This is a genomic window from Pseudomonas sp. WAC2, from assembly GCF_030403525.1.
GTDB lineage: Bacteria > Pseudomonadota > Gammaproteobacteria > Pseudomonadales > Pseudomonadaceae > Chryseomonas > Chryseomonas luteola.
In genome coordinates this window covers 195680-217834 of record NZ_JAUEPD010000009.1, presented here as the reverse complement: position 1 = coordinate 217834, position 22155 = coordinate 195680, and the positions used below count along the sequence as shown (strand labels likewise).

Below are 22155 nucleotides of genomic sequence, written 5' to 3'. Positions count from 1 at the left end.
TTAAAGACCTCGTTTTAATTAGCCTGTTCAACGGTTTGCCTTGAGATAACCCACGACCGCCTGCTGATCTCCAGCAAAGAGGATGCGCCCTGACTTATTCTCGCGTTGATAGGCATACATAGGGTCGTAATATTCACTTAGCAACGCTCGAATCCATTCACGATGCTGCTCTACATCGCCACTGACCTTCTGCACCGCGAGTGCTTCATTCATGATTTCCGCCAGGCGTTGATAGCGCTCGCCGCCCAGTCTTTTGGCAATATTGGAAAGACTCTTACAAAGCTGTTCAGCAAACAAATCAAATCCGCTGTCGCCATGTTCACGATTGAACTCGGCTGCCAGATCAATCACGTAGTCCTTTAGTATTCGCTCGACACGCCCCTCCAGGGTGTCTTCCAGCCATACCATGGGAAAATGCTGCATAGCCTGGTGCAACTCAAAAGGCAAGGAGCACCGCCCAATCAACCGAGACTCATCTTCCAGCACAAAACGATCCTGCCCCTTTGCACGACGCCTCAACAAGTCAATGGCCAGACTGTTCTCAAAATCGATTTGTGATGGCTGTACGGTGGCGCGCTTACCAAAACTTGAGCCGCGATGATTGGCATGCCCTTCCAGATCAATACTATCGTCGAGCTGAGCGATGACTTCTGTTTTGCCAGTTCCAGTCATACCGCCCACCAATACAAAGCGGCATTCCTCAACAGACTGAAGCAGTGTTTCCATGAGAAACGTACGCATGGCCTTATAGCCACCGGCTACACGTGGATAGGCAATACCTGCCTCACTAAGCAGCCATTGCTGAGTGATTTGCGACCGCAGCCCACCCCTGAAGCAGTACAGATAGCCCTCCGGATTGGCCTCGGCAAACTCGGCCCACGCCTGTACCCGCGCTTCCTTCAACTTACCGGAAACCAGAGAGTGTCCAAGCTCCAGAGCAGCCTGCTGCCCCTTCAGCTTGTAACAGGTACCCACCTTTTGCCGCTCGATGTCATTCATCAACGGCCGGTTGGTTGCGCCCGGAAAAGCGCCCTTGGAAAACTCGACGGGTGCACGCACATCCATTAGCGGCACACCAGAAAGAAAGAGGGAGCGGTAGTCCCGAGCGTCATCGCGCATCAATACACCTCAACCGCATGCCGCTGTCGATCAACCATTTCGCCAATAGGCTGAAGTGATAGGCCTAACTCTCGAGCGACCGACATGAATGCTGACTCGCCCTGCGGCTCGACCGCGATCAACAGCCCGCCACTGGTCTGGGGATCGCACAAAAGCAATTTCTGCTGCTCGGATAGCGATGCAATACGGTCACCGTAGCTATCGAAGTTGCGTAAGGTGCCACCAGGCACACACCCCCACTCCAGATACTGCTCAACCATAGGCAAACGTGGAACTGCGTTATATTCAACCCGGGCAGTTAAGCCGCTGCCGTCAGCCATTTCCACCAGATGTCCCAGTAGCCCGAAGCCCGTTACATCTGTCATTGCGGTGACGGCAGCCAACTTGCCAAAGCGACTACCCGGCTTGTTCAGTTGACACATCCAATCGCGTGCGACACCCATGTCTTCCACACGCAATTTTGATTTTTTTTCAGCGGTAGTCAGAATGCCGATGCCCAGAGGCTTGGTGAGGAACAACTTGCAGCCTAACGAAGCCGTGTCGTTTCGCTTCATGTTTCGCTTTTCGACGACACCTGTTACTGCCAGACCAAAAATAGGTTCAGGCGCATCGATAGAGTGTCCACCAGCCAACGGGATGCCCGCCTCGTCACAAACCTTGCGGCCACCTGCCACCACTTCCCGTGCAACCTCAGGTGGAAGCACATTGACAGGCCAGCCCAAAATTGCAATTGCCATCAAAGGATCACCACCCATGGCGTAGATATCGCTAATGGCGTTGGTCGCCGCGATACGTCCGAAATCAAAGGGATCATCCACAATGGGCATGAAGAAGTCAGTTGTGGAAACCACACCTCGCTCAGCATCAAGGGCATATACCGCTGCATCATCCCTCGAGGCATTTCCTACCCAAAGGTTCGGGTCCAGATGCTGGGCACCACTGCCGGCCAGAATGATTTCCAATACCTTAGGCGAAATCTTGCAACCACAGCCGGCTCCATGGCTGTATTGGGTAAGGCGAATCGGCTCGGACATAAGTACTCCGCTGAAGGCTAAGAATTTCATACGCGCGAGGCGCGCTTATAGGTCAGTATTCTAACAAAGCCTGGATAAGGTTAGGCTTGCTTGGTAAGTGAACCAGACTAAATAGCCAGAATACGCCTGCTATACGCGTGATTCGAGGCTCGTATGGAGCCACAGATGGAACTTGCCAGCTGTTTACAAGGACAAAATGTCGCGAAAAAACATTGTATAAACGCCTAAAAGTACCTGGCATGAACGTTTTTAATCCACAAAAGCTGTGGATAAGTTCGTGGAAAAGATGGTGGAAATCACCGCAACGCCAGTAGCCACGCCACCTTTAACTAAACTGTCGTTTTTTTAGGCAATTCATAAATTCTGTGCCTTTTCAGTCATTTATAATTTTAGAGTATAGCTTTACTACGCATTACAACCCCTTGACATTACGCCCAATGGCGTTTTAGTCGGGTGTGTATATCTCGCCCCCCCAACTACAAAAATGTCCTGCCGATTGTTTGAGGTAGGATAAGCATGTTTATACATTTGGATTACTTAATGTCTGCCCCATCAACCCACACCTCATCTGTACCCGCACGTGCGTGGTTACTCCTGCTGGGACTCTTTCTTGTCGCACTCAATTTAAGGCCCGCCTTATCAAGTCTTTCCCCTCTGCTTCGTCAGATCGAGGCCTCGACCGGGTTGTCCAGCTCAGCAGCCGGGCTACTGACTACAGCACCCGTCCTGTGCCTGGGACTTTTTGCGCCATTGGCGCCTCGCCTCTCCCGATGGCTGGGCAGCGAAAGAACCGTGCTGGTGATACTGCTTACACTGGCAGGCGGTATTGTCTTACGTAGTCTGTTACCCCCTGCCGGCCTGTTTATAGGCAGTCTTGTTGCAGGTGCCAGCATTGGAGTCATAGGCGTTCTATTACCTGGCATTATCAAGCGGGACTTTCCAAAGCAGGCAGGCATGCTCATGGGCGCCTATACCATGGCGCTATGCCTGGGTGCCGCCCTCGCCGCCGGTGCAACAGCCCCACTGGAGCATATGTTCAACGACCGCTGGCAACCGGCCTTGGCTTTCTGGGCAACGCCAGCGATCTTGGCAGCAATCGTCTGGTTGCCGCAAACCCGCGCTAATCATCATGCGAACAGCCAGAAATGGCAGGTGGTAGGCTTATGGCAGGATAAGCTGGCCTGGCAGGTTACCCTTTATATGGGGCTTCAATCATCGCTCGCCTATATTGTTTTTGGATGGCTACCCTCCATCCTGATTGATCGAGGTCTCAGCGCTGTAGAGGCAGGACTCATGCTGTCCATTTCAGTCCTACTTCAATTACTGACCGCGCTTATCACGCCCTGGCTGGCTACTCGAGGCAAGGACCAGCGCCTGGCCATCATCCTGGTGCTGAGCATGACGCTAACCGGTCTTCTTGGCTGCCTGTACGGATCCCTTGGCAGTCTATGGTTCTGGGCTTGCATTCTAGGCCTGGGCCAAGGCGGAACCTTCAGTATAGCCCTGGCCTTGATCGTACTTCGTTCGCCTGATGCGCATATTGCAGCTCGCCTGTCAGGAATGTCCCAAGGCGTAGGCTATACATTGGCAGCCATGGGTCCCCTGCTGGTAGGCGTGATCCATGACATGAGCAGCGGCTGGAGCAGTGTGGGCATCCTGTTTATAGGAATCGCCATTTCAGCCGCGTTATTTGGCCTGCTTGCAGGACGCAACCTGCATGTAAACGCCAAGAGCCTTCCGCTATAACTGGCTTGAGTGGGGTAAAACGTCTTGTTTGCCCCATTCGTTTGGTTATGGCTTTGGGACCTGATCTGCAGCGCCTGCCATCCAGTCACGAATCAGATTGTAGGCAACGGCCAAAAGAATAGGTCCCAGAAACAATCCCATAAAACCAAACGCCAGCAGGCCGCCAAAGACACCAAGCAATACGACTACCAATGGCAGGTCCCCTCCCCGACTAATCAAATACGGCTTGAGAATATTATCTACACCGCTAATGACAAAGAGCCCCCAAAGTCCCATGAATATGGCGTATCCATATTCCTGCTGGAGCACCAGCCAGATCGTTGAAGGTATCCAGACCAGCGGAGGCCCCACAGGGATCAAGCTCAATGCAAAGGTCAACAACGCCAATCCTAACGCGCCGGGCACCCCAGCGATCATTAGGCCTATCATCGCCAAGACACCTTGAGCCGCCGCCGTTCCTAGAATTCCATTAACGACTCGATGCACTGTGCCGCCGACCAGTTGCATATAATGGCCGGCTTGAGCACCAATCAGCCTGACGAGCAGCTTTTCAACCAAGGTAGCCAGCCGAGGTCCGTCACGGTAGAAGAAAAACACTAGGACAAGACTTAGCGCCAGCTCTAAAAAGCCGCCACCTACGCGCGCACTTCGCGCCAGAAGCCAATTCCCCATCTGCCCCAGATAGGGCTTCAAGCTGTCAAAATAGGCAGTACCTCGCGCATCCAGGGTTTGCCATAGACTGGCCAGCCGGTCGCCAACAAGAGGCAACCGCACTACCCACTCTGGCACAGGCGGCAAACCGCCCACTTGGATGCTGCGAACTAACTCAATCGTTCCACGCACATGATCAGCAAGTCCGATACCGACCCATACAAGCGGCAATGCCACCAACAATATCCAACCGATCGTAAGAATCGCAGCGGCCACCGTATTACGGCCGTTCAGCCTGCGGGTCAAGCCCCGCATCAGAGGCCAACTGGCGTAAGCCAGTACCGCAGCCCAAAATAGGGCCGACATGAATGGCAGCAACACCCATAGACAGGCACCAAGGAGTGACAGGAGAAGTATGCGGACGAGCAGGCGATCGTGCTCATACATGGGCGGAGGTAATTGGGGAGACTGACCAGCAGGAAGCCGCATATAAATTCCTAAGATGACAATCGAATCACTGTCCTGCTTAAGCGGCTCCATCCGCCGAATAGGCAAGCGATAGTGTCAGAGCTTAACGCCCCGGCAGATACCTGTCGTTACCGCTAGATGGATTATGGCTGCAGATAGAGCCCAGGCTCACGATTCGGGTCAGCCTCAAGCCGGGCCGCTCGTATACGCTTGGCCAGCAACGCTTTCTCCCACTTGCCCGCTTGCGGCCCACCAATGATTACTCGGGTACCTGTGTCCAGATTAAGGCACTGCCCTACCAGGTCCAGCCAAATATCGTCTGGTGGATCGGCTAACGCAGGAAGATGTAACTCACCATCTTGCCGCAATTGACGAAGCAATGTTGCAGGACTTGCTACCAGCTTGCCCAAAGGTGTGGAAGCCTCGAGCTGTTCCACGTGCAGATAACCCCTTCGATTACCCCGAGTGATCGCGTAAAGCGCCAGCAATGTCTCGTCTTGTGGTGGAGCGAGACGCAATAGGAGATACGACTGCTGCTCGTCCGGCCCATACAACTGCGATTTGCCAAAAATAGCATTGGCAAAGACATTACTGGAGCCACAATCGCGGCCTTCACACCACGATAACGGTATCGCAGACTGCTTCTGCAATGTACTTCTAGCCTCATTGAGTGCCGCAATAGGGTCATGTCCACGGGGCAACTCATAGGTCAGAGTGACGAGCTTACCCTCTGCTTGGACGTCTCCCTCCAGGCGCAACTTGCCCCCTATACGACTTACAGCGCCCTGTGGGTACATTTTCTCGACAGACCCAGCCTCACGATAATCAATAATTTCGGCATGGGCAGGTCGCGCCAGCACTGGAAGATCGACACTGCCTGGCATATCTGCCGCAACAGCAGCACACGTCATGAATCCCAGACCAAGCGCAAAAAAAAGTCGCATATATATATTAGTGAATCACCCTGAATTAATTTAAAGCCCCATAAATAATAGCGGGGACATGTTTACCTGGAGTGGCGTGTTATACCGACACGCGCTTTTTCCTACCTGAGGACTGACAGGCGAATCTGACAGAGCGAATACACGTTCAAAAACCACCCAAACGCTGCATCCTTTAGAGGCATGGCTCCCTGTGACTTGATCGCTATTGATCCTTTATGCATAACAAGCCTTATCAATACCCGTATTCGAGTCAAGCTGCAGAGAAAAAGCGATTGAAACAATCTGCTACTGCCCTTGCGCCAATCTCATTATCCAGATGCAAGTGATGCCCCCCAGCCAAACGGGTAACTTCATAGCAAGCAAGCTCCTGTAGAAGTCCATCGATACCGGGAATATTGACGAGCAGCCCCTTGTCAGCCACAACAAGACTTGCAGGACACTGCACTTTTTTAATGAACGCCAACGCCTGCTCATGCGTCAGCCTTAATGTGGCCGGCAAGGTTAAACGAGCATCGGAGCGCCAGGTATACCCTCCTGGAATAGGCATCAACCCTCGCTCTGCCAGTAGTTCCGCAGCCTCCATACTGACCGATCCCACACCTTTGAGTCTGGCTTGAGCGGCCTGCTGAACAGTCTCATAAACCGGCTTGCGCTTATTGGGCAAATTAAGCTGAGCACGCAAGGCATTGCCTAGTTTTTCAGGTGCCTCATCCGGCTCTGTCGTGTACGGTATCAGCCCGTCGATTAACGCCAGACGCTCGACACGTTCCGGCAATGCCGCTGCGAAAAGCGCTGAAATAATGGCCCCGAGTGAGTGCCCCAGTAACGAGAAGCGCTCCCACCCTAGCTGCTCTGCTGCCATCAACACGTCCTGCACGTAGTCTTGCAGCAGGTAGCCAACACCGGCCGGGCGATGAGCGGATAAACCATGCCCCGGCAGGTCGACTGCAACAATGCGCAACCCCTCCAGATAAGGGGCCAATCGCGAGAACGTCATGGCATTATCTAACCAGCCATGCAAAGCCAGCACTGGCCGCCCGTCTTCAGGGCCGAATAAACGAGCCGCAAGCTCAAGGTGGGGTAAATTAAGGCGCAACTCCTGTACATGGGCAGTCATGTCTAGTTCTCATGATTGATTTTCAGATCAGACAATAAAGCAAGCAGAAGGGCTTCGCAGAGCAATGGCGTTCATGCTCGATGAACCAGTAAATGCTCTAGATATAAAGAGGCGCAAGACCAACACCTAATAACCGAAAGGGCTGGTCCAGGCGCGGCATCAGGACGAAATGCGGTCTTTGGGGATGACAGCTACCGTTAAACGCGAAATACAGGTTGCACGCCCCGCTTTATCTGACAATCGGATATCCCATACATGAGTACTTCGACCCAGATGGACAGGCTTTGCCACAGCGGTCACCCGACCACGTCTAACAGCGCGCAAATGATTGGCATTGACCTCAAGCCCCACGCAGGTGTACTGGCTCCTGTCGATACAGAGCAGACTGGCAATGGAACCGACGGTCTCTGCCAAGACAACAGAAGCCCCTCCATGAAGCAACCCAAACGGCTGGTGGGTACGCTCATCTACCGCCATGCTTGCAGTGAGCGAATCGTCATCATAAGCCTCAAAATGAATATCCACACGCTCGCAAATAGTGTTTTGCAAACTCTCATCCAGCGCAGCGAGGTCCGGCTCGGTGAACCAGATACTCATACCAGGTACTCCGCATAGACCCGTAAAGACACACCTGATGCATCAATTAACATAACGACCTCTTTTTTGTTAGAAATTATGGAATCGTCGAATCAGTCAAGGATGAAAAAGCTCAACCAGCTCCATGGCACCTGCAATGCGCATTTCCCCTTCAAGCGTAGCCAGTGAGCCTGTAGCCATACTCAGTGGCTGCTGTAGGTTTCCATGAATCAGAAGACCAGCCAGGTAGCTGACAAAGGGATTATGGGTAGCTAACAGGATATTACTGCCGGAAAGATCATCCAGAAGATCAATAGCCTTGATCACGTCATCATCAGGCGTTATCCAGGGCAGAGTGACAATGGACTCTTTGTGCCCTAGAACACCCCTGACCAGCTCGGCTGTCTGCTGGGCTCGGACATATGGACTTGCATAAATCACATCGATCCTTTCCCCCAACAGCCGCTCCGCACTGCGTCTGACTTCACTACGGCCCCTATCCGTCAACGGCCTGAACTCATCGCCCTCTGAACGCGGCTCCGCCTCACCATGCCTTAGCAACCAGAGCGTCATGGCTGCCTCTCTTGCATAGAGGAAGCGGTATCGGGCCAGTCAGCAAGAGGCCATGGCTTTTCTTCTGTAGCAAAGGTTCCGAAACGAACAATCTGCGCCAGATAGCAGGACAAACTCGAACCAAATTCACTTAAGGCGTCACTTGGTGTGCCTTTGACGAGGCGATAGCCCAGCTGAGCAATTACCACGCCTGCAAAAATGTACTGCGACACTAACCATACAAGCAGGAAAATCACCATCCAGATAAGACGCAACGCGAGGCTTTCGCGTTCATGAGTGTCTGCTGACATATTCTCTCCTAAGTTTCGGAGCCTATCGGCAAATAGAAATCGACATCAGTTTTCGGCTCTCCACGCATCAACGCAGCAATAACCTGATCCAGCGTGCGGGACTCGAACAGTACCGCATACAGGCCTTGCACCAGTGGCATGTAGACGCCGAGTTCATCGGCTTTTTCCTTGAGGACACGCAAGGTGTTAACTCCTTCCGCCGTCTCCCCCATTCGAGCAACTGCCGCCTCAAGCGTAAGGCCCTCACCCAATGCATGCCCTACCTGATAGTTGCGGCTCTTGGGCGAAGAACAAGTGACGATAAGATCACCTACCCCGGCCAAACCCATGAACGTAATGGGATTGGCACCCTGCTGTACGGCAAAGCGAGTCATCTCGGCGAGCGCGCGGGTAATCAGCATGCTGCGGGTGTTTTCACCCATATTCAGCGCAGCTGCCAGCCCCGCCATGATGGCATATACGTTCTTCAAGGCTCCGGCCAGCTCTACTCCCAGCCGGTCACGGCTGGCATAGACCCTGAAGGTACGCCCGTGGAGAACAGCCTGCACCTGCTGGCAGAGCGCATCATCTTCACTGGCAATAACGGTAGCCGTCAGTGCGTGCTCTGCAATCTCTCGCGCCAGGTTAGGTCCTGAAATCACACCAATTCTCGCTTTCGGTGCGATCTCCTCAAGAATCTGGCTCATCAGCTTGAAGGTATGCGCTTCAATTCCTTTGGTGAGGCTGACCAACGCCTTACCAGCCAGGCGACCGGCTACCGGGGCAAGCACATTACGTAACGCACTGGAGGGCAGCGCGACAAAGACAATGTCACACCCTGCCAGAGAGGCATCAAGATCACATCCCGGCTCGACAGATTGATGAACCTTTATGCCCTTTAGATACCGCGGATTCTCACGAACTTGACGAATAGCTTCAGCCTGCTCAGGATCGCGCATCCAAAGCTTTACAGGATGACCATTCTCCGCCAGCAGATTGGCCAGGGCTGTTCCAAAACTGCCTCCGCCCAAGACTGCTATAGGTTGCTTTACACTCATCGGGTTATCCATTTATGCCGCAATGTGCGACGGTATCCACATTATACGAAGCCCCTATTTAACATTCCGCTCTCTTTTATTGAACCATGTGTAATTACCGTATCCTTCTTCCTGAAGGTGGACGCTAACACCATAACGGCCAGAATGGCCTATTGTAGTAAGAGCATCGAGCTCAAGGCTCACGGAGAACGCTCTATTGGACAAGCGACGCGGCTGGGGCATACGTACCCGTACTTTAGCCATCAGCCTGGGACCTGCCCTGATTATTACACTGGTACTGACGGGCTATTTCACATACGCCCGCCTTCAGGATCTGCATCACGAACTCAGTCACACAGGCCAGCTGATTGCAATTCAGTTGGCATCTGCCAGTGAATACGGGGTCTCGACCGATAACCTCCCGATGCTACGCAACCTCCTGGAGGCCACACTGGCGACCCGCTACGTTCGCTTTATCGAAATCCGCGATCGTCAGGAGCGCATCATCATGTATGCGCATAATCCGCCCCCCAATGCGCAATCGGCTTCACAGGTAGAGATATTTCACGCAAGCATCAGCCGCTCGGGCACACCCAATTCGAATGGGTCCCTTGGCCGTGTTGCCGTTGGCGTGACCAACGAAGCCTTCCATGAGCGCCAACAGGCTATTTTGACCAAGGCAGGCGCACTGGCCTTATTGGCACTTGGGCTTACCTTCTTGTTGGCCTGGCGCCTGGCCAAGCGCCTTTCCGCGCCGCTAAGCGACATGGGTCGTACCGTGAATGCCATTCGCGCAGGCGACTACCACAGCCGTCTTCCGGTACCAGACAACTCCGAAATGGGCGTATTGGCGCATCTGATCAATGATCTTGCCCAAGCCCTGCAGCGGGCCAGTGAAGAGCAACAGCGCAGCATTGATCAGCTGGTTGCGGCACGTGAAGAGGCCGAGCAGGCCAACCGCGCCAAATCAGACTTCCTCGCCATGATGAGTCATGAGCTTCGTACACCACTCAATGGCGTACTGGGCATGTTGCAGCTCCTTGAAACCACAGAGCAATCCCGCGAGCAAAGTGAATACACCAGCCTTGCTACCGAATCCACAGAGCATTTGCTGAAAGTCATCAACGATGTTTTGGATTTCTCACGCATCGAGCGTGGTGCGCTGGAGCTGGAAAGCATTCCATTCAATCTGGCCGACCTGATTACAGCTTCGGTGCAGGTTTTTCAGCACAGTGCAACACAACGTGGTCTGCAGCTGACGCTTGAAGGTGCCGAAAGTCTGGAGCGACTGGAGGTTACCGGAGACCCGACGCGCCTGAGACAGATCCTGGTGAATCTAGTGGGCAATGCACTCAAATTTACCGAGAGCGGCTCAATCGAGGTTAAATGCTACTGCCAACCTCTGGATGAGCGCCTGCTCTGGCTCACCTGCTCGGTACACGATAGCGGCATAGGTATTTCGGCAGAACGTCTGGAGCGCATGTTTGATGCCTTCCAGCAGGCTGACCCAACCATCAGCCGCCGTTACGGAGGTACCGGGCTTGGCCTGTCCATCGCACGTACACTGGCGGAGCGGATGGGTGGATCGCTTCATGCCATAAGCCAGGAAAGCCAGGGATCAACCTTTACGCTCGAATTGCCGCTTCCCTTCCGACACGTCCAGCAGACAGAGCGCAACCAGTCTCCTCTTCAGGAGTTTCAGGTCAATGGACTGAACGTCTTGCTGGTTGAGGATAACCCGGTCAATCAGACAGTTATCGAAGCCATGTTACGCAGCCTGGGGTATCATATTACTATCGCAGGGGATGGAGCCCAGGCGGTAAGTCTGGCCGAGCAGCAGTCTTTCAGTGCAATTCTCATGGACTGTCGCTTACCGGTGCTGGATGGCTATCAGGCTACTCGCCTGATCCGCCAACAGCCTGGACCTATGGTTCCCATCATTGCACTGACGGCCAATGCGCTGCAGGGGGACCGGGAAAATTGTCTGGCTGCCGGAATGAATGATTATCTGGCAAAACCCTTCAAGCGAGCTGATCTTCAGCAGATGCTGCAACGCTGGATTAGCCAGCCCGAGCGGTCTCGAGGAGCAACGTCCTTGTAATCGGATATGCATCACTATTGGAGTATTTGATCTCCAACGTGCACAATTCGTCTTTCGCGAGGTTTTACCGCCTCGCTGTGACTTTCAAAATGGCTTGGCTGTCTATGTGGTGGCTGTCCAATAGCGAGAGCGACACTATAATCGCCGACATTGATCACCAGGCCAGCTACAGGAGCTTGCATGACCAAACAACACGCCTTCACCCACGAAGACTTGCTGCGCTGCAGCCGTGGCGAGCTATTCGGCCCGGGTAATGCGCAACTGCCCGCCCCGAACATGCTGATGATCGATCGGATCACTCATATCAGCGATGTAGGCGGCAAGTACGGTAAGGGTGAACTGGTCGCCGAGCTGGATATCAATCCAGATCTCTGGTTCTTTAAATGCCATTTCGAAGGTGACCCGGTAATGCCAGGCTGCCTGGGCTTGGATGCCATGTGGCAATTGGTAGGTTTCTATCTTGGCTGGCAGGGAAATCCTGGCCGCGGCCGTGCGCTGGGCTCAGGAGAGGTCAAGTTTTTTGGCCAGGTACTGCCCACTGCCAAGAAAGTGACCTACAACATACATATCAAGCGCACCATTACACGTTCGCTAATTCTAGCCATTGCAGATGGTACGGTTAGCGTTGATGGTCGCGAGATTTACTCGGCCGAAGGTCTTCGTGTCGGCCTATTCACTTCAACAGAAAGTTTCTAAGGGTCCTTCCGCATGCGTCGCGTCGTGATCACCGGCTTGGGCATTGTTTCTTGCCTCGGCAATGACAAAGACACCGTTTCCGCCAACCTGCGCGCAGGTCGTCCCGGCATTCGTTTCAATCCGGAATATGCCGAAATGGGGCTTCGCAGCCAAGTGTCCGGGTCCATCGACCTGAACCTGGAAGAGCTGATCGACCGCAAGGTCAAGCGCTTCGTGGGTGATGCAGCCGCCTATGCCTACCTGGCAATGGAACAGGCTGTCAAAGACTCAGGCTTGACCGAAGAGCAGGTTTCAAACCCACGTACCGGCCTGATTGCCGGCTCTGGGGGCGCCTCTACGTTCAACCAGATGGAAGCGCTGGATATCCTGCGCGAAAAAGGCGTCAAGCGTGTCGGCCCCTACCGGGTTACTCGTACTATGAGCAGCACGGTATCGGCTTGCCTTGCAACGCCTTTCAAAATTAAAGGCCTGAACTATTCCGTGGCATCGGCCTGCGCAACCAGTGCGCACTGCATTGGTCTGGCGATGGAGCAGATTCAACTGGGCAAGCAGGACGTCGTGTTTGCCGGTGGCGGTGAAGAGGAACATTGGTCCCAGTCCTTCCTGTTCGACGCCATGGGCGCCCTTTCTAGCCAGTACAACGAAACCCCTGAAAAAGCTTCCCGCGCGTACGATGCCAATCGTGATGGCTTTGTCATCGCTGGCGGCGGCGGTATGGTCGTAGTCGAGGAACTCGAGCATGCCCTTGCTCGTGGTGCCAAGATTTATGCAGAAATCGTAGGCTACGGTGCAACATCCGATGGCTATGACATGGTTGCGCCGAGCGGTGAAGGCGCTGCACGCTGCATGCGCCAGGCGATGTCTACAGTGGACGCCCCGATTGACTACCTGAACACCCACGGCACCTCCACCCCGGTGGGTGATGTTGCGGAGATCAAGGCGGTACGGGAAGTCTTTGGTGACAAGGCCCCGGCCATCAGCTCTACAAAGAGCCTGTCAGGTCACTCCTTGGGCGCCGCTGGTGTTCATGAAGCGATCTACTGCATGTTGATGATGGAGGGTAACTTCATCGCTGGCTCAGCCAATATCGATGAGCTCGACTCTCAGGTAGCAGACTTGCCCATTCTTCGTGAGACTCAGGAGAATGCCAAGCTCGACGTCGTCATGAGCAACAGCTTTGGCTTTGGTGGAACCAACGCCACGCTGATTCTCAAGCGCTGGAATAGCTGATCCAGCGCCGCGTGCAACACCCTAAAACCCGCACACCGTGCGGGTTTTTTTACAACCAAAACATGACTTTAGACGAACTTTTTAAAAATTTAACCTCTCGCTGAATCGATTTCTGCACGGTTCATAACTATTATTCCGCGCGGATTGAACCGAAACGGATTGGATCAATCATATGCGAGCTTTAAACGGGCGTTTATTTGAGTCGCCTACCCCTTTGGAGAGAAGATGAATAATTCCAACGAAGTTCCAAATTACAGAGGCCCCCTGTCGGTACTGACAGTACTGTTCTTCATGTGGGGATTGATTACCTCGCTGAATGATATTCTGGTTCCTCACCTCAAGGCTGTCTTCACGCTGAGCTACGTTCAAGCCTCGCTGATTCAGTTCTGTTTCTTTACCGCCTACTTCATCGTCTCGTTCCCGGCAGGTCGCCTGGTTGAGGGGCTTGGCTACAAGAAGGGAATTATCTTCGGTTTATGTACAGCTGCTGTTGGCTGTTTGCTGTTTTATCCAGCTGCCGGAGCGCACTCCTACGCCTTCTTCCTACTGGCCTTATTCGTACTAGCGGGCGGTATCACTGTCCTACAGGTGGCAGCCAACCCCTATGTTACTGTTCTTGGTAAGCCGGAAACCGCTGCAAGCCGTCTGACGCTGACTCAGGCCTTCAATTCCCTGGGCACAACCGTAGGCCCGCTGATTGGCGCCGTAACCATTCTGGCACTGGTCGAGCACAGCACAGATGCCTCTTCGGTACAGATGCCCTACCTGATTCTGGCCGGTATGCTTCTGGCAATTGCCGTGATCATTGGCTTTATCAAATTGCCGCAAATCAAAGGTGGTAATGACGAAGTTCAGACCCAGCAGAACAGCGCTCCTCAGCACGAAGCCAAAAGCATCTGGCAGTACAAGCACCTTCTTCTCGGTGTTATCGGTATTTTCATGTATGTAGGCTCCGAGGTATCGATCGGCACCTACCTGATCAGCCTGATGGAAAGCCCTGACGTGGCAGGCCTCTCGAGTGATGTAGCTGGACGCTACCTGGCTCTGTACTGGGGCGGCGCGATGGTAGGCCGCTTTGTCGGTGGTGTGATCATGGCACGCGTCAGACCTAACTATGTGCTGGCCTTCAACAGCGTTGCAAACGTCGTATTGCTTGCGATTGCCATGGCAGTCAGTGGTAAGGCAGCAATGTGGGCTCTGCTTTGCATTGGTCTGTTCAACTCCATTATGTTCCCCACCATCTTCTCCCTGGCTCTAGACGGCCTAGGCAAGTTCACCAGTAAGGGCTCTGGCCTGCTGTGCATGGGCATCGTTGGCGGCGCACTGGTTCCGTTTATCCAGGCTATGTTTGCTGACTCTATCGGCCTGCTGATGTCGTTCTTTGTTCCGATGCTGGGCTATGTCTACATTCTCTTCTACGGTTTGAAAGGCTATCGCACCAAACCTGTAGTTGCTCACTAAACACAAAAGGCTGGCTTTTTAGCCAGCCTTTTTCTAATCCCTGAAAATAAAGCAAAAAAAAAGGCGACCGAAGTCGCCCAAGTGCCTTGCGTGCCCTTTGTCCAGAAGGTCAGCGTTTATGCATATCCCTCCAGACGATGAAACCTACAACCGCAACAAACAGCGAAATCGAAGCCAACGCGCCGATACCCATTGTGATGACATCATCGATAAACATGGTGATGATCTCTGCGGCCAAGCAATGGGTATACGTTAAACGAGAGACAGCTTCGGATTATTGACCTCAGTCAATGGTTGGGTAGGTAGGTAACTGACACTCAACGTTTCTTGGGCTTTGACTTGCCTTTCTTTTTGGGCTTCGCCAATGGCAGAGCCTGTTCGAACGCCTGACGCATCTCGTTCAGCCGTTTTTCATTCAAATCATGGATGCGCTTGCTTCGCTCGGAAGTAAAATCAATCAGATTGTTATCGCTCACGTTCGTATCCAACGAAAAGTAAGATTGAGTCGAGAAGACATAGACCGTTTTGTACGGGCAACTTGATGCTGCCAATAATGCTGGGTAGCACCTCGCATAACCAGAAGCGAGCCGTGCGTTAGCTCGATGGAATGCTCGATACGTTGCACACCGCGACGACGCAGATCGAAACGTCGCGCCTCCCCCAGGCTTAACGAAGCAATTGTAGGGTTTCGGCCCAGCACAGCCTCGTTATCACTATGCCAACCCATGGCATCTTGGCCGTTACGATAATAGTTGATCAACACCCCATTGAATGGGTGTTCACAAAACCGACTCACTCGACCACGAATATCGCCAAGAAGCTCCGTCCAAGGCAAAGAAGGATGCGCAAGACTGGAATATCCATAACTGATTCCAGGATCACCATACCAAGCAACGAGCCTGGGGGTTGGATAGCTCTTGCCGTAAACCTGCACCTGCGGCTGCTCCCATGGCGTTTGTTTAATCAGCTCCGCCATCCAGTCGTCAGCTTCCTGAGAAACAACCCAAGACTCATAGAGCGTCACATCGGCATTCGCCAAACCTGTCTGAGTCATGGCCTCCCTTCTCCTTCCCGAGAGGGCTTGCGGCCGACCCGCTCTTGGCATTGACTTATACAGAGCGCTATATATGGCTTGATAGAACCCAGCCGCCGCCTAAACTTTGATATCAACACACTGCCCTTTTTCGGAAGGTTCCATCAATGCTTCGGCACGCTCATCCGGCAGTAAAACCTGCAGTCCCCGCTTACGCTTGCGACGTTTTTCGCTTTCCTGCTCCAGCTTTTGCTCATCCAGAACGGATTGAAAGCCCGCGTCCTTTGCATGGGCGACAGCTGTTACTGGAGCGATGTCCGGTCGAGGCTTTACGGAATCGTGCTGCGTAGTGATCGGAATCAAGGCTTGCGGTATGGGCGGTAACATCAACTTGTCCTCTCGCGATATACCTATTTAAAGATTTTATGCCATCAGGCTTTGGCCTCGGCGGGCGCATTCGTTAACATAACCGGCTTTTTGAATGGGCGGGAGAAGCTACTACATGGCGCAGTATCAACCTGGGCAACGTTGGATCAGTGACAGTGAAGCCGAGCTGGGGCTCGGTACCATCCTGGCACAGGATGGACGCCTTCTGACCGTACTGTATCCGGCTACCGGAGAAACACGCCAGTATGCTCAACGCAACGCACCCTTGACCCGCGTACGCTTCGCACCAGGTGATGAAATCACCCACTTTGAAGGCTGGAAACTCACCGTTCGTGAGGTGGAAGAAAACGAAGGCCTGCTCACCTATCACGGTTTGAATGCCAAAAACGAACCTCGCACGATGACCGAGGCTGAACTGTCCAACTTTATTCAGTTCCGTCTGGCAAGTGATCGTCTTTTCGCAGGTCAAATCGACCCGCTTTCCTGGTTCAGCCTGCGTTACCACACACTTGAACACAGCAGTCGTCTCTTACAATCGCCACTCTGGGGGCTGGCAGGCGCTCGAGCCCAACCTATCCCACACCAGCTGCATATTGCCCGTAGTGTAGCTGACCGTATTGCTCCACGTGTCCTTTTGGCCGACGAAGTAGGCCTTGGCAAGACGATCGAAGCAGGTCTTGTTATCCATCGCCAGCTGCTCAGTGGTCGTGCGCGTCGCATTCTGATTCTTGTGCCTGAAAACCTCCAGCATCAGTGGCTGGTAGAGATGCGCCGGCGCTTCAATCTGGAAGTCGCCCTGTTCGATTCAGAGCGCTTCCGCGCCAGTGACGCGACCAATCCTTTTGAAGATAATCAGATTGCTTTGGTCTCTTTGGACTGGCTAAAGCGTGATGAGCGCGCTCAGGACGCCGCGTTTGCAGCCGGCTGGGACCTTATGGTTGTGGATGAAGCCCATCACCTTGTATGGCACCCGGAACAGGTGAGCCCCGAATATGCTCTGGTCGAGCAGCTGGCTGAAGTCATCCCTGGCGTCCTGCTTCTGACCGCTACGCCCGAACAGCTTGGCCAAGACAGCCACTTTGCCCGCCTGCGCCTGCTGGACCCTAATCGCTTCCACGATCTTGAAGCATTCCGTAATGAAAGTGCCAATTACCGCCCGGTTGCCGAAGCTGTTCAAGAGCTGCTGGACCACGGCACGATGAGCGATGCTTCACGTGCTGCCATTCATGGCTTCCTGGGCGAGGAAGGCGACACGCTGCTTACATCCGCTGCGGCTGGTGATGAAGAGGCTCGCTCACGTCTTATTCGTGAGCTGCTGGACCGTCACGGGACAGGTCGGGTTCTTTTCCGTAATACTCGCGCCGCAGTGCTGGGCTTTCCAGAGCGAAACCTGGATGCATCAGCCTTGCCCTTCCCGGATCAGTACATGAATGCCAGCGCCTCGCTGTATCCTGAAACACTGTATGTTCCAGAGGATGAAAACGATCGCTGGTGGCGCCATGACCCACGTGTAGAGTGGCTGATTGAAACCCTCAAAAGCTTGAAAAAATTCAAGGTTCTAGTCATCTGTGCACATGCAGAGACTGCACTGGATTTGGAAGACGCCTTGCGACTGCGCTCGGGTATTCCGGCCACGGTTTTCCATGAGCGGATGAGCATCCTTGAGCGTGACCGGGCTGCCGCCTACTTCGCTGACGAAGAATTTGGGGCGCAGGTACTGATCTGCTCTGAAATTGGTAGTGAAGGACGCAACTTCCAGTTTGCCCATCATCTCGTGTTGTTCGATCTACCCGCGCACCCTGACTTGCTGGAACAGCGAATCGGCCGTTTGGACCGGATCGGTCAGCGCCACACTATTCAGCTGCATGTTCCTTACCTCGAAGGTAGCGCACAGGAGCGCAAGTTCCAGTGGTACCACCATGCACTGAATGCGTTTCTGTCAACCTGTCCTACCGGCAATACGCTAGAGCAGCGCTTCGGTGAACAGCTCAACACGCTGCTCCCTGGTGGAGATGAAGACAGCTGGCAAGCTCTGCTTGAAGAGGGTCGCCGCACACGTGAAGCACTTGAAGCCGAGCTGCATACAGGCCGCGATCGGTTGCTTGAGCTTAACTCCAGTGGCTCCGGCGAAGGTGAAGAGCTTCAGGAGGCGATCCTGGAACAGGATGACGAGTTTGCACTGCCGATCTATATGGAGAAGCTATTGGATGCCTTTGGCGTCGACAGCGAAGACCACTCCGATAATGCGCTCATCCTCAAGCCCAGCGAAAAAATGCTCGATGCAGGCTTCCCCCTGGGTAACGATGAAGGCGTGACGATTACCTATGACCGGGATCTGGCCCTGGCACGCGAAGACATGCAGTTTCTTACCTGGGAGCACCCCATGGTCCAGGGCGGCATGGACCTTGTGCTATCAGGCTCGATGGGCAACACGGCAGTAGCGCTGATCAAGAACAAGGCACTCAAGCCTGGCACAGTACTGCTTGAACTGCTTTACGTCAGCGAGGCGGTAGCCCCACGTTCACTTCAGTTGACTCGCTTCCTGCCCCCTATTGCCCTTCGCTGCCTGCTGGATGCAAACGGCAATGATCTGGCTGCACGCGTTTCGTTCGAAACGCTTAATGATCAGCTGGAAAGCGTACCACGCGGAAGCGCCAACAAGTTTGTTCAAGCCCAGCGTGACGCCTTGAGCAAACTCGTGGCGGCTGGCGAAGGCAAGGTATTGCCTCGTCATAACGAGCGCGTCGAACTGGCACGTCAGCGTTTCGTTGCTAACATGGACGAGGAGCTGGCTCGCTTGACGGCATTGCAAGCCGTCAACCCAAGTGTTCGTGATACTGAAATCGACACCCTGCGTCAGCAGCGTGAAGAAGGTATTACCCATTTGGACAAAGCATCGCTACGCCTTGAATCCATACGGGTTCTAGTAGCTGGTTGATGACAAAGGCCCTTCTCAGAAGGGCCTTTTCATTTCCACTGCGCTATGCCAACACCTCAACAGGCATACCGATATTCACTGCGCCTGGATTAAGCTGGATCAGATTCTGCCCAAAGTAAACGGCGCCCTCATGTTCTCTATAAGTCTTCAGTGTTGCTAAAGGCTCCCGGTCATGACTGCGCACGCTGGTAACCGGATCAACAGTAATCAGTACACACCGAGAGCAAGGCTTTACAATACGAAATTCAACCTCCCCTATTCGTATATGCGTCCATTTATCCTCCGCGTAAGCCTTGCTACCTTCAACGACCAGATTAGGTCTGAACCGCCTCATATCCAAAGGCCGGCCCACGCGCTGAGCCAGATCATCTAGAGAGGCTTGGCCAATCAGTAGCAATGGAAAACCATCTGCGAAATTAACGTAATCACCAGGACTGGCATAAGCAGTATCAACCTGACGCGCCCGACTTTCGGGCATGTACACCAAGCGACAAGGTCTGTCCAAGAAGGTGCTTAACCAGGCATTGGCTTCCTCTCCTGCCTCTGGAACCTGGAACGTGTCTCGCCAGAGTGTGACGCCCTGCAGGGCCTCATCTGGCAGAGGAACGGAAACTTCAAGCGCTGGCATTCCAGGGGCATTAAGCGAGAGGCAAACGTTACTGATCCAACGGGCTACAATCTGCCCCATGTTGGGTAACAATCGCTGGGTCAGGAAACGTCCTGTCGAAGCCTCTACCACCATCCATCGCCGATCTCCCGCCACGCCTAGGCAATCAATATCGGCACGTTCAAGAGGCTCAGGCGCAGTAGATTTGACGGGATAACGATAAAGTCCGCTGAGATGAAGCATGGCACGGCTTCCTGTCGACCAAAGAAGCCGTGAGTCTAGAAAAGATCAGTGCCTGTGTGCAGGCTTGACGGACAAAATTATCGTCAGGACCTACACTTATTGGTCTAGCAGGCTCAATCGGGTTCGTACCGCCTCAACCAACAAATCAGGCTGGAACTTGGACAGAAATGCGTTGCAGCCTACTTTCTTGACCATCGCCTCGTTGAAACTACCGGACAGCGAGGTATGAAGTACAACGTAAAGGCTACTGAGCTGGGGATCCTGACGGATCTCCGTCGTTAGACGATAGCCATCCATCTCCGGCATTTCAGCGTCTGTAATAAGCATTAGCAGCTTTTCAGAGACATTGACCCCGTCCTTGGCCCATTGCTTGAGCTTTTGCAACGCCTTAAGACCATCCGTAGCGATATGGAACGTCAAACCGAGCTGCGTCAACGTGTCGTGCATCTGATTGAGCGCGGTGCTGGAGTCATCCACCAACATAATCTCACGTGACTTCGCTTTGGTTAGCAACGAGTCGTCCAAGCGCTCGCGGGAGACCTTGACGTTATAAGGCACGATTTCAGCCAGTACTTTTTCTACATCGATGACTTCGATCAGCTTGTCCTCAAACTTGGTAATAGCCGTCAGATAATGTTGACGACCGGCTCCACCCGGGGGGGGTTGGATGCTGTCCCAGTTAAGGTTGATGATGCGATCCACGCTTCCTACCAGGAACGCCTGGACGGTGCGGTTGTACTCAGTGACGATAATCGTGCTGTTTTGATCAGGCACAATCGGCCTCATGCCAATGGCACATGCCAGGTCAATAACCGGCAGTGTTTGTCCGCGCAGATGAATGACACCGCAGACCATCGGATTACGCTTGGGCATTAAAGTCAGTTTGGGCAGGTGCAGCACTTCCTGCACCTTAAACACGTTGATGGCAAACATCTGCCGACTGGACAGACGAAACATCAGAATTTCCAGACGGTTCTCGCCTACCAGCTGCGTGCGCTGGTCGACAGAGTCAAGAATGCTAGCCATGCCAAATCTCCTAAGAATAGCGTTTCCTAGGTATCGGCCATCTTGCAAGGACCTTGAAGCGAAACTCTGTAAAAGCCCGTCCGCTCAGCCACGACAGATGGCTGTATGGCTCTTACTGTATCGGCAGGCAGTAGGGTCTACTTAAAGCGTTTATTATGCCTCCGCCTAACCGGCCTCTTAATACAGTTGAGCAGACTGGCTAGATCAGCAGGCATGAAAAAGCCGGGACACGCCCGGCTTCAGCCACTATTGTCAATCAGGCTTTCGGCAGTGTTACACCGCGTTGCCCCTGATACTTTCCACCACGATCCTTGTAAGACACCTCGCAAGGCTCGTCAGATTCCAGGAACAGCATTTGAGCCACGCCTTCGTTAGCATAGATCTTAGCTGGCAGGTTTGTAGTATTGGAGAACTCCAGTGTTACGTGCCCTTCCCACTCCGGCTCAAGCGGCGTGACATTCACAATAATGCCACAGCGGGCATAAGTGCTTTTGCCAAGGCAGATGGTCAATACGTTACGAGGAATACGGAAGTACTCGACGGTACGCGCCAGCGCAAAGGAGTTTGGCGGAATAACGCAAACATCTCCCTTGATATCGACGAAGCTTTTTTCATCGAAATTCTTCGGGTCGACGGTAGCTGAATGGATGTTGGTGAATACTTTGAATTCATCAGCGCAGCGCACATCGTAACCGTAGCTGGACACGCCAAAAGAGATCAGCCGGTCGGCTCCCTCCCCACGCATCTGCCGCTCAACGAACGGCTCGATCATGCCGTGTTCCTGGGCCATGCGGCGAATCCACTTATCTGCTTTGATGCTCATGGCACTGTCCTGTCAGGGGTAAAAACATAACCGCACATCTTACCGGTACGGCGGCACTCATCAAAGACCTAAACCA

22 protein-coding genes are annotated in these 22155 nt (G+C 53.5%); 6 read left to right on the top strand and 16 right to left on the bottom strand.

The window, feature by feature from the left end:
* Positions 1-27: 27 nt before the first annotated feature.
* Positions 28-1119 (bottom strand): tRNA 2-selenouridine(34) synthase MnmH, encoded by a 1092-nt coding sequence (gene mnmH, locus QWJ10_RS19260; protein ID WP_019365418.1) that lies wholly within the window; start codon positions 1117-1119, stop codon positions 28-30.
* Positions 1119-2153 (bottom strand): selenide, water dikinase SelD, encoded by a 1035-nt coding sequence (gene selD, locus QWJ10_RS19255; protein ID WP_150347677.1) that lies wholly within the window; start codon positions 2151-2153, stop codon positions 1119-1121. The genes mnmH and selD overlap by 1 nt, the downstream gene beginning before the upstream one ends.
* 540 nt (positions 2154-2693) lie before the next feature.
* On the opposite strand from selD, the gene QWJ10_RS19250 reads away from it, so the two are divergent.
* Entirely contained in the window at positions 2694-3899 is a 1206-nt protein-coding gene (locus QWJ10_RS19250; RefSeq protein WP_219653212.1) for an MFS transporter, read from the top strand.
* A gap of 45 nt (positions 3900-3944) precedes the next feature.
* Here QWJ10_RS19250 and QWJ10_RS19245 read toward each other — a convergent pair whose 3' ends face one another.
* The 7 genes from QWJ10_RS19245 to QWJ10_RS19215 form a co-directional block, all read right to left on the bottom strand.
* Positions 3945-4997, bottom strand: coding sequence for an AI-2E family transporter (locus QWJ10_RS19245; RefSeq protein ID WP_026003889.1), 1053 nt, complete (start codon positions 4995-4997; stop codon positions 3945-3947).
* Positions 4998-5161: 164 nt separating this feature from the next.
* Positions 5162-5962, bottom strand: coding sequence for a DUF4892 domain-containing protein (locus tag QWJ10_RS19240; protein WP_122042986.1), 801 nt, complete (start codon positions 5960-5962; stop codon positions 5162-5164).
* A gap of 250 nt (positions 5963-6212) precedes the next feature.
* The gene (locus QWJ10_RS19235) at positions 6213-7079 is read right to left on the bottom strand and encodes an alpha/beta hydrolase (protein WP_289929062.1); all 867 of its coding nucleotides are present in this window, start codon (positions 7077-7079) and stop codon (positions 6213-6215) included.
* A 159-nt stretch (positions 7080-7238) separates the two neighbouring features.
* The gene (locus tag QWJ10_RS19230; RefSeq protein ID WP_289929060.1) at positions 7239-7676 is read right to left on the bottom strand and encodes a hotdog fold thioesterase; all 438 of its coding nucleotides are present in this window, start codon (positions 7674-7676) and stop codon (positions 7239-7241) included.
* 96 nt (positions 7677-7772) lie between these two features.
* Positions 7773-8228, bottom strand: coding sequence for a phosphohistidine phosphatase SixA (gene sixA / locus QWJ10_RS19225; RefSeq protein ID WP_197873216.1), 456 nt, complete (start codon positions 8226-8228; stop codon positions 7773-7775).
* A complete protein-coding gene (locus tag QWJ10_RS19220) occupies positions 8225-8518 on the bottom strand; it encodes a DUF4389 domain-containing protein (protein WP_197873215.1) in 294 nt (97 codons plus the stop codon). The genes sixA and QWJ10_RS19220 overlap by 4 nt, the downstream gene beginning before the upstream one ends.
* A gap of 8 nt (positions 8519-8526) precedes the next feature.
* Entirely contained in the window at positions 8527-9555 is a 1029-nt protein-coding gene (locus tag QWJ10_RS19215) for an NAD(P)H-dependent glycerol-3-phosphate dehydrogenase (protein WP_197873214.1), read from the bottom strand.
* Positions 9556-9751: 196 nt separating this feature from the next.
* On the opposite strand from QWJ10_RS19215, the gene QWJ10_RS19210 reads away from it, so the two are divergent.
* From QWJ10_RS19210 to QWJ10_RS19195, 4 genes are all read left to right on the top strand, one after another.
* Positions 9752-11635, top strand: a complete 1884-nt coding sequence (locus QWJ10_RS19210) for an ATP-binding protein (RefSeq protein WP_289929057.1) — start codon at positions 9752-9754, stop codon at positions 11633-11635.
* A 180-nt stretch (positions 11636-11815) separates the two neighbouring features.
* Positions 11816-12331, top strand: a complete 516-nt coding sequence (fabA, locus tag QWJ10_RS19205; protein ID WP_010797837.1) for a 3-hydroxyacyl-[acyl-carrier-protein] dehydratase FabA — start codon at positions 11816-11818, stop codon at positions 12329-12331.
* Between the two features lie 12 nt (positions 12332-12343).
* Complete coding sequence (fabB, locus tag QWJ10_RS19200) at positions 12344-13561, top strand: beta-ketoacyl-ACP synthase I (RefSeq protein WP_122042994.1); 1218 nt, start codon at positions 12344-12346, stop codon at positions 13559-13561.
* A gap of 225 nt (positions 13562-13786) precedes the next feature.
* Complete coding sequence (locus QWJ10_RS19195) at positions 13787-15022, top strand: sugar MFS transporter (protein ID WP_010797835.1); 1236 nt, start codon at positions 13787-13789, stop codon at positions 15020-15022.
* A 109-nt stretch (positions 15023-15131) separates the two neighbouring features.
* On the opposite strand, the gene ccoM is transcribed toward QWJ10_RS19195, so the two are convergent.
* From ccoM to QWJ10_RS19175, 4 genes are all read right to left on the bottom strand, one after another.
* Positions 15132-15239 (bottom strand): cytochrome c oxidase subunit CcoM, encoded by a 108-nt coding sequence (gene ccoM / locus QWJ10_RS19190; protein ID WP_289929049.1) that lies wholly within the window; start codon positions 15237-15239, stop codon positions 15132-15134.
* A gap of 100 nt (positions 15240-15339) precedes the next feature.
* A complete protein-coding gene (locus QWJ10_RS19185; RefSeq protein WP_010797833.1) occupies positions 15340-15498 on the bottom strand; it encodes a hypothetical protein in 159 nt (52 codons plus the stop codon).
* Positions 15495-16076, bottom strand: coding sequence for an alpha-ketoglutarate-dependent dioxygenase AlkB (locus tag QWJ10_RS19180; protein ID WP_150347682.1), 582 nt, complete (start codon positions 16074-16076; stop codon positions 15495-15497). The genes QWJ10_RS19185 and QWJ10_RS19180 overlap by 4 nt, the downstream gene beginning before the upstream one ends.
* Before the next feature lie 99 nt (positions 16077-16175).
* Entirely contained in the window at positions 16176-16442 is a 267-nt protein-coding gene (locus tag QWJ10_RS19175; RefSeq protein WP_010797831.1) for a hypothetical protein, read from the bottom strand.
* A 115-nt stretch (positions 16443-16557) separates the two neighbouring features.
* On the opposite strand from QWJ10_RS19175, the gene rapA reads away from it, so the two are divergent.
* Positions 16558-19380 (top strand): RNA polymerase-associated protein RapA, encoded by a 2823-nt coding sequence (gene rapA, locus QWJ10_RS19170; RefSeq protein ID WP_289929044.1) that lies wholly within the window; start codon positions 16558-16560, stop codon positions 19378-19380.
* A 43-nt stretch (positions 19381-19423) separates the two neighbouring features.
* Here the strand turns inward: rapA and QWJ10_RS19165 are convergent, their stop codons facing one another.
* The 3 genes from QWJ10_RS19165 to dcd form a co-directional block, all read right to left on the bottom strand.
* Complete coding sequence (locus QWJ10_RS19165; RefSeq protein WP_289929043.1) at positions 19424-20230, bottom strand: MOSC domain-containing protein; 807 nt, start codon at positions 20228-20230, stop codon at positions 19424-19426.
* A gap of 96 nt (positions 20231-20326) precedes the next feature.
* Complete coding sequence (locus QWJ10_RS19160) at positions 20327-21256, bottom strand: chemotaxis protein CheV (protein ID WP_019365402.1); 930 nt, start codon at positions 21254-21256, stop codon at positions 20327-20329.
* A 256-nt stretch (positions 21257-21512) separates the two neighbouring features.
* On the bottom strand, positions 21513-22079 hold the full coding sequence (gene dcd, locus QWJ10_RS19155) for a dCTP deaminase (RefSeq protein ID WP_010797827.1): 567 nt from the start codon (positions 22077-22079) through the stop codon (positions 21513-21515).
* Positions 22080-22155 lie beyond the last annotated feature (76 nt).